The following is a 15387-nucleotide window of genomic DNA, read 5'->3' as shown; positions in this document are numbered from 1 at the left end:
TTACTGCTTCTTGGCTTCGGTTTTTGCGGCCGCGACCTTCTTCGCCGGCTGGCCCAGCACCTGCACGAGGGTGCCGTCGCGCAGCGCGGTCTTGCCGGCAACGACGACCTGGTCGCCGACCTTCACGCCGCTGCGGACCTCCGCCCAGGAACCGTCGGTGTAGCCCAGCTTGACCGGCACACGCTTGGTCTTGTCGCCGGTGACGACGAACACGGCCGGATCGCCGTCGTCCTCGAGCAGGGCCACGCGCGGCACCACCAGGGCATCGGCGCGCTGGTCGTAGTCGATCTTGATGCGGCCGAACATGCCCGGTTGCAGCACGCCGCCGCCGCCGAATGCGCAGACCACACGGAAGGTGCCGCTGCCCGAGTCCACCACCGGCGCAACGCGGTCGACCGTGCCGGTGAAGACCTTGCCCGGCAGCGCATCGACCTGCATCTGCACCGGCAGGCCGGCCTTCAGCGTGGCCAGCTCGCGCTCGGGCACGTTGAGGGTGGCTTCCAGGCGCGAGGTGTCGACGATGCGGAAGATCGGGGTATTGATCTGGACGAAGTTGCCGGTCTTGATCGAACGCGAGGCGATCACGCCGGAGATCGGCGCTTCCACGTTGGCGTACGACAGTTCCAGGGTGGCCATGCGGTTGGCCGCGCGGGCCTCTTCGAGGTCGTAGCGAAGCTGGTCGTTGTCGTTGGCGCTGAGCAGCTTCTGCTCGGCCATCTGCTTGCCGCGGACGTAGTTGGCCTCGAGCTTGCGCATGCGGGCGTCGGTCTGGGCCGCCTGCTGCTGCGAGCGTGCGGCGTCCAGGCGGACCAGGGTCTGGCCGGCGCGGACCTGCTGGCCTTCCTCGACAAGCACATTCAGTGCCACACCCGAGGTCTTGGCGACCACCTGCGACTCGGCCACCGGCTCCAGGGCCGCGGTGCCGGTGTAGCTGGCTGCGACCGCACGGCGGGAGGCCTTGGCGACCTCGACCGGAACGGCCTCCGGGCCCTTCTCGCCGTCCTTGGCCTGCGCCTCGCCAGCGCCGCCGCCCTTGCAGGAGGTCAGCAGCAGGGCGCTCGACAGGGCCAGGCAGGGGAGCAGGACACGAGCGGCGCGGGCAAAACCACGGCTGCGATTTCGGGAGAGATGACGCATGAATTGAACCCCAAGGTGGCTGTTTACCGGACCGTATGCCGGTGTTGTAGATAGGTATATCACCTGCCCCGTTCACCAACATCCGCCGAAGGTCATGGTGACTGGAGCCATGTCGCGGCCGGTACCGTAGGAACTGTTCCCGACGGCCGCAACAACTATCGATGCAAAAAGGCACCGCTTCGTTGCATCGATATCGCAGGCTATACTTGCGCACTTATGCGCGGCCCTCCCGATGGACGGCCACGCGCAGCCAGCTTCAGAACCTTTCGCTAGCCATTCGAGATTGCGGACTACGACATGATGCGACCGCTGATGATCGCCGCCTGCTTCCTGCTGACCACCGCTGCGTCCGTCGCATCGGCCCAGGAAACCCAGGCCCCCGCCCCTGCCCCGGCCGCTGCCACCGCAACCACGGCGCCCGCCGCTGTGAAGGGTGATGCCGCCAAGGGACACCAGCTGACCTACACCTGCCAGGGTTGCCACGGCATCACCGGCTACAAGAACGCCTACCCGAACTACCACGTGCCCAAGATTGGCGGGCAGTCGGCGGAATACCTGGTCAATGCGTTGACCGAATACAAGAAGGGCGCGCGCAAGCACCCGACGATGCAGGCCCAGTCGCAGAGCTTCTCCGACCAGGACATCGCCGACATCGCCGCCTTCCTTTCGTCCCTGAAGTGAGTGAGCAGACCATGACGAACAAGATCCTCGCCATTGCCCCTGCCCTCATCGTGCTTGTTGCCTCGCTCGCCGTTGCCGGCTGCTCCAGCTCCGACACGCCGGCCGAGCACTCCGCCGCCGACCGCGGCGAAGGCCACACCTCCTCGTCCGCCGGCCTGCCGTCCGGTCACGTCGCTGCCGGCGAACAGTTGGCCAGCACCAAGGGCAAGGCCACCGGCCAGTCCTGCGTCGACTGCCATGGCGCCGAAGGCAATGCCCCGATCGACGGGACCTACCCGAAGCTCGCGGGCCAGTACTACGACTACATCGCGCACGCCCTGCAGGCTTACCGCAGCGGCGACCGCGAGCACGCGCTGATGTCGAGCCAGGCCAAGGACCTGTCCGACCAGCAGATCGCCGACCTGGCCGCCTACTTCGGTTCGCGCCAGAGCAACCTGCGCGACCTGCACAACGCCCACTGATCGCCTCTGGCGGTCGGCAAAAAGCCCGCTCCGGCGGGCTTTTTTGTGGCCGCGAGAACCCCCTCGTAGCCCGGGTAAGCGAAGCGCACCCGGGGTTGGCGGCGCACGTCCACGGGTGCGCTTCGCTTACCCGGGCTACTACCCGGGCTACGTCAGCCGCCTGGCGGCTTCACCGCGCCGTTGTCTTCCTGCAGCGCCGGCTTGAACGGCACCGGCGGCGGCGGTCGTGCGCCGGCGGGCTGATCGTTGAGGTCCGGATCGCTGATGCCGCAGCCTCCGCCCAGGGCCAGCATCGAGATCACGCACTCTATGCTCTTGCCGGTGCCAGGGATCGGTATCGCCACCTTCCTCACGCCCCTGCGCACCCATTCGGCCAGGAGCGACTCATTGGGCACCCAGTACTTGTCGAAGGTGGTCGGCTCGAAATCGTTCGGCTTGCGCCGCAACCATGTGCCGGCGCGATCGAGATCCTTGATCTCCTCGGTGATCGCGCCCGGCGGTTGCCCTGGCGCGGCCGAGCCGGGCGCGTCGGCGATCCGGACGCTGCCATCACTGTTATAGATCCCCGGCTGCTCGCCACGCTGGCCGCCGGGGCGGTTGCGCGTTGATTCGCCCCAATCGTCGCCGCGGGTCGGAGTCGACCAGGTTCCTGGCGCGGGCGCCGGTTTGGGGCCCGCATCTGCCCCGGCCACCGGCTGCGTGCCGCTGCCGGCAGGCGCAGCCGGACGTGCCTGGGTGGACCCGGGTGTGCCGGCGGCAGCGGCTGGCGCAGTGCTCGCGGCCGAGGACGCCGGAGTTGCAGGGCCGGTCGCCGGCGGCGCCGTTGCTGCAGTGGCCGAAGGCGCGGTTGCAGCGGGTGCGGCAGGAGCCGCAGGAGCCGTCGATGCGGGAGCAGGCGTCGGAGGGGTTGGGATCTCGGCGGTGCGGATGCCGGGCGCAGTCGAGCGCACCTCCGGCGTGGGCAGCGCCGGTGTCGGCAGCGTCCGCACCGGTGCCGTTGGCGACGGCACCGGGACCGGCACTTCACGCACGGCAACCTCGCGCTGGCGTTGTTCGATCGAAGGCGCAGCGACATCGCGCGGGGTGATGTTCGGCCGGATCGGCTGCACCGGCTCGGCCACCTCCGCGGTGCGGACGGTTGGCGTCGCGGTACGCAGCTCGGGCGCCGCCACTGCAGGTTCCGGCGGCCGGCGTCGCGTCGGCGGCAGGACGAAGACGGTTGGTTCGCTGGGCGTGGGTTCGCTGACCGCAACCGGCTGCTCGACCGTCGGTGCCGGTGGGGGCAACTGCGGTTCGGGAACCTCGCGCTGCGCGACATCGGGAACGGGCGCATCCACGGCCGGTGCCGGCGCCGCGACATCGGGCGGAGTGAGCTGCGCGGTCGGAGCCGCCTCCGCGGTCGGCTCGGCGGGCGTGGCGGCAGCCTGTTGCTGCGGTCTTGGCTGGGCCTGTTGCTGCACCTGTTGGCCCGGCTCACCCGGACCGCCGCCGGGCTCCTTCGGCGTGCCTTTGCCGACGTATTCGATCATCACGACTTCCTCGCCTTGCGGCGGGATCGCGCTGGCGGCCAGGAAACGCAGGTACATCAGATACAGCAGCATCGCCGCGAAGAACACGTGCCAGAGCACGGTGAAGGCAGTGGCGAACCAGTGCACGCGTCGATCGACGCGGTCGGGTTTCACATCGCCGTGCCAGTCCTGTCGCCACAGCGTGGCGAAGGACTGCCAGCGGGTAAGGTCGCCGCTGCTTTTGGGCGGCGGAACGGCCAGCGGCCGCGCCAGGAACACCGCGATGAACGCTTCCGCAGTCGCGCCGCGAACCGCACCGATGCGTTCGTGCATGCTCGCGAACCAGGCCTGCCAGCCCGGCGGAAACTCGCCTGGTGCGCGCCGCAGGTGCGGGGAAATCAGCTGCAGCCGTCGCTGCAGGGCGTGGATCAGTTCGGCGGCGGAGAACATCTACGTCGCCGCGCCCTGCTCAGGCCGCCGAATCGCGGCGGATGTAAGGTGCGTCGCCGGTCTCGTGATCGGTGGCGTCGCGCACGGCGGTCACTCCGGGCACCTTGGTCATCAGTGTCTTCTCGATGCCCTGCTTCAGGGTCACGTCGGCCATGCCGCAACCGTGGCAGCCGCCACCGAAGCGCAGCACGACCACGCCCTGCGCGGTGACTTCCTGCACCGCGACGTTGCCGCGATGGGACGCCAGCTGCGGGTTGATCTCGTGCTCGACGATCCAGTGCACGCGCTCGACCAGCGAGGCCGACTCGGCCGGCTCCTCGCCTTTGATCTTGGGCGCGCGGATCTGCAGCTGGCCGCCGGTGGCCTGGGTCTCGTAGTCGATCGTGGCGCCGTCGAGGTACTTCACGCTGGCGGCGTCGAGCCACACCGTGAAGCCTTCGCAGTCCACCGCCCACTCGTCACCCTGCAGGTCGCCGGGCTCGGCGAACTCCAGGCGCACGTCCGCGCGCGGCGTGCCGGCGTGGACCGCCGACAGACGCACGCCCAGGCCCGGAAGGGCCTCGCGCTCGATCAGCTTGAGGAAGTGGCGCTGGGCGGATTCGGAAATGTTGATCATGGGGGCTATTCTACCGGGGTCCGCGCAGCACGATGGTGCGCCCTCTTGGAATGACCGCCGACGATGGCATCTGTTCAGTCGGCGGGCCGCGTAAAGGAATCCTTGCCGATGAACGACCTCGTCCCCCTCGCCCAGGCCCATTGTCTCGCCCGCCGTGGCAGCGAGCACCGGCTCAGCGAAGCGCGTATCCGCGAACTGCTGCCGCAGGTTCCCGGCTGGGAACTGGTCGAAGACGGGCATGCGCTCACCAGGACCTACCAGTTCGGGAATTACCACGAAACCATGGCGTTCGTGAACGCCTTGGCATTCATGGCCCACCGCGAGGACCACCACCCCGACCTGGGCGTGCATTACAACCGTTGCGTGGTGCGCTATTCGACCCACGACGTCGGCGGCCTGAGCGAGAACGACTTCATCTGCGCGGCCAAGGCTGACGCCCTGGGCGCCTGATCGCGCCTGCCCACTCCCCATCACCCCGAGGCCGCCAGCATGGACACGATGAGTTCGCTTCGCCGCCACCGCCTTGCCGCGCTGGCCTCGGTCGCCCTGCCCTTGCTGCTGGCCGCCTGCCACAAGGCGCCTGACCAGGCAGCGCCGCCGGCGGTCGCGCCGACCGAATTGATGGCGGTCGATACGCCGCCGCCCGGCTATCCCGAGGAGCTGGCCTGCGACAACATCGGCGGCCAGGTGCTGCTGTCACTGTCGGTGGGGGCGGACGGCAAGGTCACTGCCGCCGAGGTATTGCGCGGCAGCGGCATCGCACCGCTGGACAAGGCCGCGCAGGAAGGCGTGCGCAGCTGGACGTTCAAGGCAGCCACCCGCGGCGGCGTCGCGCATTCGTCGAAGGTGCAGGTGCCGGTGACGTTCCGGCCGCCGGCGGTGAGGCCGCAAGCGTGCTTCGTCCTCGACGAGCAGCGTCGCCGCGCCGGCGGCAAATAACGCCCGCCGCCCGTAGCCCGGGTAAGCGAAGCGCACCCGGGAAAATCACCCGCCTCAGGCCAGACGATCCAGCACGTCAACCAGCTCCTGCGCCAGCGGCGCATTGAGCAGGTAGGGCGTCTTGCCGTTGTCGAGCGAGAACTCCAGGGTCGAGGCGTGCAGGAACATCCGCTTCAGCCCGACCTGGTCGCGCAGGCGCTTGTTGACCTCGGCATCGCCATATTTGTCGTCGCCGGCAATGGCGTGGCCGATGTGCTGGGCGTGGACGCGGATCTGATGGGTGCGACCGGTCTCGATCCGCACCTCGCAATAGGACTGCCCGCCACGGCGCTCGAGCACCTTGAAGTGACTCAGTGAGGCCTTGCCCGCCGGGTTGACCTGGACGTGGCGCTCTCCGCCCTGGCGCAGGCCGACGTGCAGCGGTGCATCGACCGTCATCACGCCATCGGGCATGCGTCCGGTCAGCAGCGCCAGGTAACGCTTGCGGATGCCGATGCCGTCGTAGTCGCGGTCCTCGCGCATCAGCGCCTGCAGCTCGGTCAGGGCCGAACGCTTCTTGGCCACGACCAGCAGCCCCGAGGTGTCGCGGTCGAGGCGATGGACCAGTTCCAGGCTCTGGTTCGGGCGCAGCGCCCGCAACGATTCGATCGCGCCGTGGCTGATGCCGCTGCCGCCGTGGCTGGCCAGGCCGGCCGGCTTGTTCAGGGCCAGCAAGCGCGCGTCCTCGAAGACGATCGCCGCCTCGAGCGCATCGAGCAGGCCCTTCGGCGGCGTCGGCTTGTCGCCGACTTCGCTGAGACGGACCGGCGGGATCCGGACTTCGTCGCCGGCCTCGAGCTTGCGCTCGGCCTTGGCGCGGCCGCCGTTGACCCGGACCTGGCCCGAGCGGACCAGCTTGTAGACCAGGGATCTCGGTGCGCCCTTGAGCTGGCCGAGCAGGAAATTGTCCAGGCGCTGCCCGGCCCGATCGTCGGGGACGCGGACGGTACGAACCTGGCTTACGTCCTGGCGAGGCGCCGGGCCGGGGTTGGAGGAGGCTGAATGGGTCATCCGGGGGAGGTTATCTGATACACTCGCGACGCGAGATAAGGTTTTGATTTCGCAGGAACTTGCACTCAAAGGCCGAAAGCCCCTGTCCTGCGATTCCGGTCCGCGTCTAACCACTGCCCCCGGGGTAGCCATGTTAGCAGCGATGGTCCGGCGGAACCGGTTCCCGCCCGGTGGGTCAAACCACCTGTGATGAACACGTCCCGTGCGGCGTTCGCGCCGCCGGCCCTAGTACCAGGAAAAAGAGACAAGCGCTCCCGCGGCGTGCCGTGGTGTCGTAGCGCTGGAAAACTTGAAGCCGCCGCGCCCGGATCATTCCCTGGCAGAGGCAGGCTTGCGGTATCCAGAGGCGAAACGCCCACGGCGTTCCGCGGCTGCAGGACGAATGCGTCCTGCGCCGACCACGCGCAGGAGCGCGCGAGGAACGCAACAATGAAGCGAATGCTGATCAATGCGACGCAGGCAGAAGAACTGCGCGTCGCCACCGTCGATGGACAGACGCTGTACGACATCGACATCGAGCAACCGGCGAAAGAACAGAAGAAGTCCAACATCTACAAGGGCCGCATCACCCGGCTCGAACCCTCCCTCGAAGCGGCCTTCGTCGAATACGGCGGCGAGCGTCACGGCTTCCTGCCGCTGAAGGAGATTTCCCGCGATTACTTCCAGGCTGGCGTCGACCACAACAAGGCCGGCCTGCGTGAACTGCTGCGCGAAGGCCAGGAAGTCGTAGTCCAGGTCGACAAGGAAGAGCGTGGCAACAAGGGCGCTGCCCTGACCACGTTCATCTCGCTGGCCGGCCGCTACATGGTGCTGATGCCCAACTCGCCCACCGCAGGCGGCGTCTCGCGCCGGATCGAGGGTGACGACCGCGCCGCGCTCAAGCAGGCGATGGACAGCCTGGACATCCCCGACGACATGGGCGTCATCATCCGCACCGCCGGCGTCGGCCGCGATGCCGAAGAGCTGCAGTGGGACCTGGACTACCTGCTGCAGGTCTGGAAGGCCATTGCCGAGGCTGCGCTGACCAAGCCGGCCCCGTTCCTGCTGTACCAGGAATCGCGCCTGATCATCCGCGCCCTGCGCGACTACATGCGCCCGGACATCGGCGAGATCCTGGTCGACACCCCGGAGATGTACGCCGAGGCGCGCGACTTCGTCGAGCAGGTGATGCCGCACAACCTGCGCAAGCTCAAGCACTACACCGACGACACCCCGCTGTTCAACCGCTTCCAGATCGAATCGCAGATCGAGAACGCCTACGAGCGCGAAGTGCGCCTGCCCTCGGGCGGCGCGCTGGTGATCGACCAGACCGAAGCGCTGACCGCGGTCGACGTCAACTCGGCGCGCGCCACCAAGGGCGGCGACATCGAGGAAACCGCGTTCAACACCAACCTGGAAGCGGCTGAGGAAGTCGCCCGCCAGATGCGCCTGCGCGACCTCGGCGGCCTGGTGGTGATCGACTTCATCGACATGGCGTCGAACAAGCACCAGCGCGAAGTCGAGAACCGCCTCGCCCACGCGCTCAAGCAGGACCGTGCGCGCGTGCAGATCGGCCGCATCTCGCGCTTCGGCCTGCTCGAACTGAGCCGCCAGCGCCTGCGCCCGTCGCTGGGCGAGTCCAGCCAGATCGTTTGCCCGCGTTGCGAAGGCCACGGCCGCATGCGCAGCGTCGAGTCGCTGTCGCTGTCGATCCTGCGCCTGGCCGAAGAGCACGCGATGAAGGAGAACACCGGCCAGGTGCTGGTGCAGGCTCCGACCGAGATCGCCAACTACCTGCTCAACGAGAAGCGCCGCGCCCTGAGCGAGATCGAAAAGCGCCACGACGCGCCGATCCTGATCGTCGCCGACGAGCAGCTGCACACCCCGCACTACGAAGTCACGCGCATTCGCGAGAACGAGCTGGGCGAGGAATCGAGCAAGCCGAGCTACCAGCGCGGCACGCCGCGCAAGCTGCCGACGCATGCGCTGACCAAGGCCCACCTGAACATCCCGCCGACCCCGGCGGTGACCAACGTCAAGCCGGCCCAGCCTGCCCCGCTGCGCGAGCCGCGTGAGCAGCCGGTCGACCAGATGCCGGCACCGGCACCCGTGGTGGCCACGCCGACCCATTCGATCGGAGTGGTCGAGCGCATCCTGCGCTTCTTCCGTGGCAGCCAGCCCGTTGCCGCGCAGCCGGCCCCGGCCGCGCGTCCGCAGGATGGCCGCGGTCGCAACGATCGCAATGACCGCAACGCGCAGCGCCGTGACGGCCGCGGCGGCAAGCAGGGTGGCCGCGACGGCCGCCGTGACGAGCAGCCGCGTCGTGACGAGGCACGTCGTGACGAGCCGCGTCGTGACGAGCAGCGCCGCGACAAGCAGCAGGCCCAGGGCAGCCAGCCCAAGCAACCGCAGCAGGCCAAGCAGCAACAGCCGCAGCAGCCCAAGCAGCCGCAACAGCCCAGGCCGCCCAAGCCGCAGGCCGAAGAGCGCCAGCAGGCGCAGGCCCAGCAGCAGGCGCCGGGCGAAGCCGCACCGCGTCCGCCGCGCGAGCCCAGGCCCGCCGCAGCCAAGCCGGAAGCAGCACCGGTGACGGAGGCCGCGATCGTTGCAGCCGCCGCGCCGGCGACCGTCGCCGCCGTAGTTGCCGGTGAAGCCGTCGAAGCCGCCAAGGTCGAGGGCGCTGTCACCGCAACCAACGCTGGCGAAAACCCGGCAGCCGCTGGCGAAGCCGCCGGTGAAGGCAGTGGTCGCCGCCGCCGCGGTCGTCGTGGTGGTCGCCGTCGTCGTCGTGGCGGTGGTGCTGAAGGCGCAGGCGGTGGCGAAGATGCCGGCATGCAGGATGACCATCTGCTCGATGACGAAGACGACACTGGAAGCGAGCACGCTCCGGCGCCGGCCGTCGCGGCGAACCGTTCGCAGCCCGAATTCGACTTCGATGACGAAACCGATTCGGGCATGCAAGCGGCCAAGCCTGTTGCGGTCGCTCCGGCTGCAGTCGCAGTGGCTGCAGTGGCAGCCGTTGCCCCGGTGGTTGTCGAGGCAGTGAAGGCCGAAGCCGTTGCCACCCCTGCCCCGGCCGTCGAGCCTGAGGCACCGGTGGCGACGATCGAGACGGCTGCACCGCAGTTCGACGACGCTGCCGCTGCCCCGGTCACGCCGGCTGCGGTTGTCCAGGCGCCAGTCGTGGTCGCAGACACGATCGTCGAACCGGTGGTCGAATCCGTGCCGGAACCGGTCGTGGTCGAAGTGCCGGCGGCAGTCGAAGCCCCCGTCGCGGAGATCCAGCCGGAGGCGCCGTCTGTGCAGGATGACGCGCAGGACGAGCCGTTGAAGTCGTCGCGCATCGACGAAGTGCAGATCACCGACTCGCGCCCGGTCGCACCGGTCGCGCCGGCGACGGACATTCCGCGTACCGCGGGCCTGTTCGATGCGCTGCCGCAGGAAGGCATCGCACCGGTCGAGGTCGAGCCGGTCGCAGCAGCGGCCGATGCCGCCGTCGCTGGCGCCGATGCCACCGCGGAACCGGCAGCCGTCGAGTCGCCTGCCGACGAGCAACCCGAGCTGGCCGCGCACGAGCTCGACAAGCGCGGCAGTGAGCCCAAGCACGAGGAAGGCCACGCCTGACCGGCGTTCGCCTTTTCGCGTTCCGCACCAGCAGAACTGGCCGCCATTTGGCGGCCAGTTCTGTTTCCGGAGTACGAATCAGCGCCTGACAGACAGGCGCGACACGCTAGGCGCGTTAGAGTGCGTTAGAGCGCGTTGACCGGATCCACCAGGCCGTAACGACTGGCCATGCGCGCCAGCGCGATGTTGTCGTGGATGTCGAGCTTCTCGAACAGCCGCGCCTTGTGCGTGTTGACGGTCTTGGCACTCAGGCTCAGGCGCTTGGCGATATCGTCCTGGCGCAATCCCTGGACCAGCAGCAGTGCCACTTCCAGCTCGCGCGGTGACAGCTCGTCAAACGGCGAGGAGTCGCCGGCGATGCCGGACAGCGCCAGGTTCTGGGCAATGCTGCTGGCCAGATAACGCTTGCCACGGAAAACATCGCGTACCGCCCGCACCAGCTCGCTTGCATCGCCGCCCTTGCCGACGTATCCCGACGCACCGGCCTCGAGCAGGCGCTTGGGCATGGGCCCGTCTTCGAGCACGGAGACGATGATCACCCGCGTGCCGTGATCGCCACGCACCACGCGCTCGGTGACTTCCAGTCCGCTCAGTCCGGGCAGGTGCAGGTCGCACAGCACGACGTCGGGTTGCAGCTTGCGGATCATCGGCAATGCCAGCTCGCCGTTCTCCACGTCCCCCACCACTTCGATGTCGGTCTCAGCCGACAAGATCATGCGCATGCCCGTCCTGACCAGCGCATGGTCGTCTACGATGAAAACTCGGATGCTCATCCTTTTCCCCGGGCAGTTTCTCGCCGGATCCCGAGGCTACGCGCCACCTCCCGGGGGCGCAACACGGCAGGCCCAATGGCCCATTGCACTGGGCGCAAGCTTGGGCACACTGCGGACTTTCCCGACAAGGTTCCGACCACATGCGTCAGCTCGCCCCCGCTCTTGCCGTGCTCCTGGTTGCCGCGTGCGCTCCGACCACGCAAGCAACGCGCCCCACCGCCGCCGCAGTAGTCGCGCCCGCTGCAGGCGCGCCCTCTGCAAGCACGCCGGCTACGCAGTGGCTTGGCGATGTGCGCGCGATCTCCGACGCCGGTGCCAATGCACAGCGTCGCGCCGCGATCACGCAGCGGATGGACGCGATGGGCATCACCTGGCGCAAGGAAGCGTTCGTCGACGGCAAGCGCCAGGGCGAGAACCTGATCGCCGATCTCGGCGGCCCGGACGGTGCACCGCTGCTGCTGATCGGCGCCCACTCCGACCGCGTCGAGCTTGGCAAGGGCGCCACCGACAACGCTTCCGGCAGCGCGACCGTGCTCGCGCTCGCGCAGCGCCTGCGCGCGCAGCCGTTGCAGCATCACCGCGTCGCGATCGCATTCTGGGATCTGGAAGAAGCCGGGCTGCTCGGTTCCAAGGCCTATGTCGCAGCGGGCAAGACCAAGCCTGCGCTGTACGTGAACTTCGATGTGTTCGGCTGGGGCGACACGCTGTGGATGATGGCGCCTGCGCAGGGCCAGCAGGCACTGGTCGACAACAGCAGGACCGCGACCGGTGCGGTGGGCATCGGCTTCTCGCCTGGCGAGCAGTACCCGCCCACCGACCACCTGCCCTTCATCCGCGCCGGCTGGCCGGCGGTGTCGTACTCGCTGGTCGGTGCCGATGAGATCAAGCTGGTACTGGAGGCCTACGCCGGCAAGAAGCCCGCCGCGCCGGCGAAAGTCATGGCGGTCATCCACAGCGACAAGGACACGATCGACCAGGTCGATGCGAGCGCGGCCGTGCGCGGCGTGGATGCCGTCGAGAAGGCGTTGCGCGGTTGGGATGCTGCAGCACCGGCTGCAGCGACCGGGATGTCCGCAAACGGCCAGTAATCGCCAGCCGTCCATGCCACGCTGATCCAACGCTTTCGCCCCCATCCCATCGTGAGGCCTCCATGTCGAGCAACGCCCGGTACGTAACGCAGTTCCGTCAACTTCATGCAGGCGGACTGCTGTTGTTGCCCAATGCCTGGGATGCCGGCAGTGCGCGGCTGATCGAGAGCCTCGGGGCCAAGGCGATCGCCACCACCAGTGCCGGCGTTGCCTGGGCAAACGGGTATGCCGACGGCGACCAGTTGCCGATTGCGCAGCTGGTCGCGACTGCAACCGCGATCGCGCGCGTAATCGCGATTCCGCTCAGCGTCGATGTCGAGGGTGGTTACTCCGATGATCCGGCGGTCGTGGCGGCCAATGTCGTGCAATTGGCGAGCATCGGCGTGGTCGGCATCAACCTCGAGGACGGCGCCGGCGCCCCGGAGCTGCTCTGCGCCAAGATCGAGCGGATCAAGCGCGAATGCGCTCAGCGCGGGCTGGATGTCTACGTCAACGCACGCACCGATGTCTACCTGCGGGGACTGGCACCCGCCGGCCAGCGCGTCGCGCCCACCCTGGCCCGCGCCGCGCAGTACCGGGCAGCTGGTGCCGATGGCCTGTTCGTGCCGGGCCTGACGCAAGCCGACGAGATCGGTGAGATCGCCACCGGGGCCGGCGTGCCGTTGAACGTGATGCTGCGCCCCAACCTGCCCGACACGGCCGGGCTGGAGTCGCTGGGCGTGCGTCGGCTCAGTGCCGGGTCCAACCTCTCCGAAGAGGCGTTCGCGCATACGCGTGCGGGCGCGCAGGAGTTCCTGCGCAGCGGTCGCAGCCCGGCATCGCCCGAGGCGATGGGTTACGGGGCCATCAACGGCCTGTTTGCCGATCGCTGACCGGCACCGCGCCGGGCGCGCGCGGATGTTCAATTTCCGCAACTGAACCGGGTGTTTCCGGGGCCCCGCCCCGGACCGTCAGTGTCGAATATCTCCCCGGATTCAAGCCGGAATTGCACTTCGCGCGAGCGCCAGCATGCGCGGCTGCGCGCGGTCGCTGTTCATGAAAACGCTCCGGCGGCCTTGTCATGAAATGACAAGTCGCTGACGCCGTTTGTAAAAATTTGCACCCCACTGCCTCCCTATAGTCGATCGCTCCATTCGGTTGCCGCCGCGAAAGAACGGACGGCCCGAAGGACTTTCGAACACAACCACGGGGGCGGGGTGCAGTGAAGTCAATGAACGCAACGAAGGCAGTATCGAAGGCGCCCAGGCGCCTGCTCAGCGCCATGATCATGGCCACGCTGGCGGCTGCCGGCAGCGCCGGCGCAGTAGAGATCAACACCGGCAATCCGGACATCGTCCTGCGCTGGGACAACACCATTCGCGTCAACCTGGCCAATCGTGTCGAGAACCAGGATGCCAAGATCCTCAACAGCCCCAACTACGACGACGGCGACCGCAATTTCGACACCGGCATGGTGTCGGAGCGCTTCGACCTGCTGAGCGAGCTGGACTTCGTCTACCAGGACCGCCTCGGCTTCCGCGTCAGCGCCGCCGGCTGGTACGACCTGGCCTACGAGAACATCGACAACACCAACCTCGCCTCGTCCAACCACATGCGCGACGGCCGTGCCGCCATCGGCCTGAGCGACGAAACCGACCGCTACTTCCACGGCCCGTCGGGCGAAGTCCTCGACGCGTTCGTGTTCGGCAAGTTCGACCTGGGCTCGATGCCGGTCAACGTCAAGCTCGGCCGCCACACGGTGTTCTGGGGCGAGGCGATGCTCAGCCCGGTGCACAGCCTGAGCTACGGCCAGTCGGCACTGGACCTGGGCAAGCTGTTCTCGGTCCCGGGCACCGAAGCCAAGGAGCTGTTCCTGCCGCGCGAAGCGATCTCGGCGCAGATCCAGGTCACTCCCGAGCTGTCCCTCGCCGGTCAGTACTTCTTCGACTGGGAGCAGGCGCGCATCCCCGAATCCGGCGCCTTCCTCGGCTTCAACGACCACCTGCTGCGCGGCGGCGAGTCCTTCATCTTCAGTGCCGCACCGGTGTCCGCCGCCAATCCGCTGGGCGTTAACCGCCTGGTGCGTGGCGAGGACAGCGAGCCGGACAAGCATGGCGACTTCGGTTTGTCCGCGCGCTGGAGCCCGCAGTGGCTCGACGGCACGCTCGGCGCCTACTACCGCGAAACGGCCGACGTCCTGCCGCAGGGCAACGCCACCCCGGCGGTACGTCCGGGCACGCCGGCGGCGCTGTGCCGCGCACTGGGCCTGGTGCCGTTGAACGCGACCACCTGCTACATCAATCCGTCGGCGGCAACCGTACCGGAAGTGCTCGGCGGCACCATCGGCCGCTATGCCGCCGCCTACGCCGACGACATCAAGATCTACGGCCTGAGCCTGTCGAAGAACCTGTGGGGCGTCAGCGTCGGTGCCGACCTGAACTACCGCGAGAACATGCCGTTGCTCAGCGACACCGTCAGCGTGCTGCCGGCATCGCTGGCACCGCTGGCAGCCTCGCTGCCGCCGGGCAGCCTGTTCGCCGCGCCCACCGAAGGCGAAACCGGCGGCGCGCGCGGTTCCACCTGGCACGGCGTGCTCAACGGCTTCGCCAGCTTCGCCGACACGCCGATCTGGGATGCGGCGAACCTGATCGTCGAACTGACCTGGAACCATTGGAGCGACGTCAAGGAAGGCGCTGCCGTCTTCAAGGGTCGCAGCAACTACACCGTCATCGGTCCCGGCGGCACGCCGGTCACGCCGGAAGACAAGGTGACCAAGGACTTCTACGGCCTGGCGGTCAACTTCACGCCGACCAAGTACCAGGTCTTCCCGGGTGCCGACCTGTCGGTGCCGATCAGCTACTCGCAGGGCATCAGCGGCAACTCCGCCGTGCTGCTGGGTGGCAACGAAGGAGCCGGCAGCTATTCCGTCGGCGTGGCCGTCGATCTTCATTCCAAGTACCGCTTCGACCTGAAGTACGTCGACTTCCTCGGTGGCGCCACCACCAACTCCGCCAACGCCATCACCTCATACGGTGGCGCCAACTCGCTGCTGACGGATCGCGGCTTCGTGGTCTTCACCTTCAAGACCACGCTCTGAAGCAC

General features: G+C 68.1%; 13 protein-coding genes. 8 read left to right on the top strand and 5 right to left on the bottom strand.

Features of this window, described 5'->3' with window-relative positions:
- Positions 1 to 1137, bottom strand: coding sequence for an efflux RND transporter periplasmic adaptor subunit (locus tag MNR01_RS01385; protein ID WP_241919209.1), 1137 nt, complete (start codon positions 1135 to 1137; stop codon positions 1 to 3).
- A gap of 312 nt (positions 1138 to 1449) precedes the next feature.
- Here MNR01_RS01385 and MNR01_RS01380 point away from each other — a divergent pair, with 312 nt between their 5' ends.
- Together MNR01_RS01380 and MNR01_RS01375 are read left to right on the top strand one after the other, a co-directional pair.
- Positions 1450 to 1818: a cytochrome c gene (locus tag MNR01_RS01380; RefSeq protein ID WP_241920689.1), complete on the top strand. Its 369-nt coding sequence runs from the start codon at positions 1450 to 1452 to the stop codon at positions 1816 to 1818.
- 11 nt (positions 1819 to 1829) lie between these two features.
- The gene (locus tag MNR01_RS01375) at positions 1830 to 2279 is read left to right on the top strand and encodes a cytochrome c (RefSeq protein ID WP_241919208.1); all 450 of its coding nucleotides are present in this window, start codon (positions 1830 to 1832) and stop codon (positions 2277 to 2279) included.
- A gap of 152 nt (positions 2280 to 2431) precedes the next feature.
- On the opposite strand, the gene MNR01_RS01370 is transcribed toward MNR01_RS01375, so the two are convergent.
- Positions 2432 to 4237 (bottom strand): hypothetical protein, encoded by a 1806-nt coding sequence (locus MNR01_RS01370; RefSeq protein ID WP_241920703.1) that lies wholly within the window; start codon positions 4235 to 4237, stop codon positions 2432 to 2434.
- Between the two features lie 19 nt (positions 4238 to 4256).
- Positions 4257 to 4853 carry an NfuA family Fe-S biogenesis protein gene (locus MNR01_RS01365; RefSeq protein WP_241919207.1) on the bottom strand — a complete coding sequence of 199 codons (597 nt, stop codon included), beginning with the start codon at positions 4851 to 4853 and terminating at the stop codon, positions 4257 to 4259.
- A 108-nt stretch (positions 4854 to 4961) separates the two neighbouring features.
- On the opposite strand from MNR01_RS01365, the gene MNR01_RS01360 reads away from it, so the two are divergent.
- Together MNR01_RS01360 and MNR01_RS01355 are read left to right on the top strand one after the other, a co-directional pair.
- Positions 4962 to 5303, top strand: coding sequence for a 4a-hydroxytetrahydrobiopterin dehydratase (locus tag MNR01_RS01360; RefSeq protein WP_241919206.1), 342 nt, complete (start codon positions 4962 to 4964; stop codon positions 5301 to 5303).
- Positions 5304 to 5351: 48 nt separating this feature from the next.
- Complete coding sequence (locus MNR01_RS01355; protein WP_241919205.1) at positions 5352 to 5792, top strand: energy transducer TonB; 441 nt, start codon at positions 5352 to 5354, stop codon at positions 5790 to 5792.
- 54 nt (positions 5793 to 5846) lie between these two features.
- Here the strand turns inward: MNR01_RS01355 and MNR01_RS01350 are convergent, their stop codons facing one another.
- On the bottom strand, positions 5847 to 6842 hold the full coding sequence (locus MNR01_RS01350; protein ID WP_241919204.1) for an RluA family pseudouridine synthase: 996 nt from the start codon (positions 6840 to 6842) through the stop codon (positions 5847 to 5849).
- 438 nt (positions 6843 to 7280) lie between these two features.
- Here MNR01_RS01350 and MNR01_RS01345 point away from each other — a divergent pair, with 438 nt between their 5' ends.
- Positions 7281 to 10445 carry an Rne/Rng family ribonuclease gene (locus MNR01_RS01345; protein WP_241920688.1) on the top strand — a complete coding sequence of 1055 codons (3165 nt, stop codon included), beginning with the start codon at positions 7281 to 7283 and terminating at the stop codon, positions 10443 to 10445.
- Between the two features lie 125 nt (positions 10446 to 10570).
- Here MNR01_RS01345 and MNR01_RS01340 read toward each other — a convergent pair whose 3' ends face one another.
- Positions 10571 to 11218, bottom strand: coding sequence for a response regulator (locus MNR01_RS01340; RefSeq protein ID WP_241919203.1), 648 nt, complete (start codon positions 11216 to 11218; stop codon positions 10571 to 10573).
- Positions 11219 to 11358: 140 nt separating this feature from the next.
- On the opposite strand from MNR01_RS01340, the gene MNR01_RS01335 reads away from it, so the two are divergent.
- From MNR01_RS01335 to MNR01_RS01325, 3 genes are all read left to right on the top strand, one after another.
- Positions 11359 to 12306, top strand: a complete 948-nt coding sequence (locus MNR01_RS01335) for a M28 family metallopeptidase (RefSeq protein WP_241919202.1) — start codon at positions 11359 to 11361, stop codon at positions 12304 to 12306.
- Between the two features lie 62 nt (positions 12307 to 12368).
- Positions 12369 to 13178: an isocitrate lyase/phosphoenolpyruvate mutase family protein gene (locus MNR01_RS01330; protein ID WP_241919201.1), complete on the top strand. Its 810-nt coding sequence runs from the start codon at positions 12369 to 12371 to the stop codon at positions 13176 to 13178.
- A gap of 338 nt (positions 13179 to 13516) precedes the next feature.
- Positions 13517 to 15382 carry a DUF1302 domain-containing protein gene (locus MNR01_RS01325; RefSeq protein ID WP_241919200.1) on the top strand — a complete coding sequence of 622 codons (1866 nt, stop codon included), beginning with the start codon at positions 13517 to 13519 and terminating at the stop codon, positions 15380 to 15382.
- Positions 15383 to 15387: the final 5 nt, after the last annotated feature.

Source organism: Lysobacter sp. S4-A87 (assembly GCF_022637455.1).
GTDB lineage: Bacteria > Pseudomonadota > Gammaproteobacteria > Xanthomonadales > Xanthomonadaceae > Lysobacter_J.
Note: the sequence above shows the minus strand (reverse complement) of the source record. Positions and strands in the feature narration are given on the sequence as shown.

Bases quoted from the DNA above. Each gene is read 5' to 3' on its own strand.
- MNR01_RS01385 (WP_241919209.1), bottom strand. From the start codon at position 1,137: ATGCGTCATCTCTCCCGAAATCGCAGCCGTGGTTTTGCCCGCGCCGCT.
- MNR01_RS01355 (WP_241919205.1), top strand. From the start codon at position 5,352: ATGAGTTCGCTTCGCCGCCACCGCCTTGCCGCGCTGGCCTCGGTCGCC.
- MNR01_RS01335 (WP_241919202.1), top strand. From the start codon at position 11,359: ATGCGTCAGCTCGCCCCCGCTCTTGCCGTGCTCCTGGTTGCCGCGTGC.
- MNR01_RS01370 (WP_241920703.1), bottom strand. From the start codon at position 4,237: ATGTTCTCCGCCGCCGAACTGATCCACGCCCTGCAGCGACGGCTGCAG.
- MNR01_RS01380 (WP_241920689.1), top strand. From the start codon at position 1,450: ATGATCGCCGCCTGCTTCCTGCTGACCACCGCTGCGTCCGTCGCATCG.
- MNR01_RS01365 (WP_241919207.1), bottom strand. From the start codon at position 4,853: ATGATCAACATTTCCGAATCCGCCCAGCGCCACTTCCTCAAGCTGATC.
- MNR01_RS01375 (WP_241919208.1), top strand. From the start codon at position 1,830: ATGACGAACAAGATCCTCGCCATTGCCCCTGCCCTCATCGTGCTTGTT.
- MNR01_RS01330 (WP_241919201.1), top strand. From the start codon at position 12,369: ATGTCGAGCAACGCCCGGTACGTAACGCAGTTCCGTCAACTTCATGCA.
- MNR01_RS01325 (WP_241919200.1), top strand. From the start codon at position 13,517: ATGAACGCAACGAAGGCAGTATCGAAGGCGCCCAGGCGCCTGCTCAGC.
- MNR01_RS01350 (WP_241919204.1), bottom strand. From the start codon at position 6,842: ATGACCCATTCAGCCTCCTCCAACCCCGGCCCGGCGCCTCGCCAGGAC.
- MNR01_RS01360 (WP_241919206.1), top strand. From the start codon at position 4,962: ATGAACGACCTCGTCCCCCTCGCCCAGGCCCATTGTCTCGCCCGCCGT.
- MNR01_RS01345 (WP_241920688.1), top strand. From the start codon at position 7,281: ATGCTGATCAATGCGACGCAGGCAGAAGAACTGCGCGTCGCCACCGTC.
- MNR01_RS01340 (WP_241919203.1), bottom strand. From the start codon at position 11,218: ATGAGCATCCGAGTTTTCATCGTAGACGACCATGCGCTGGTCAGGACG.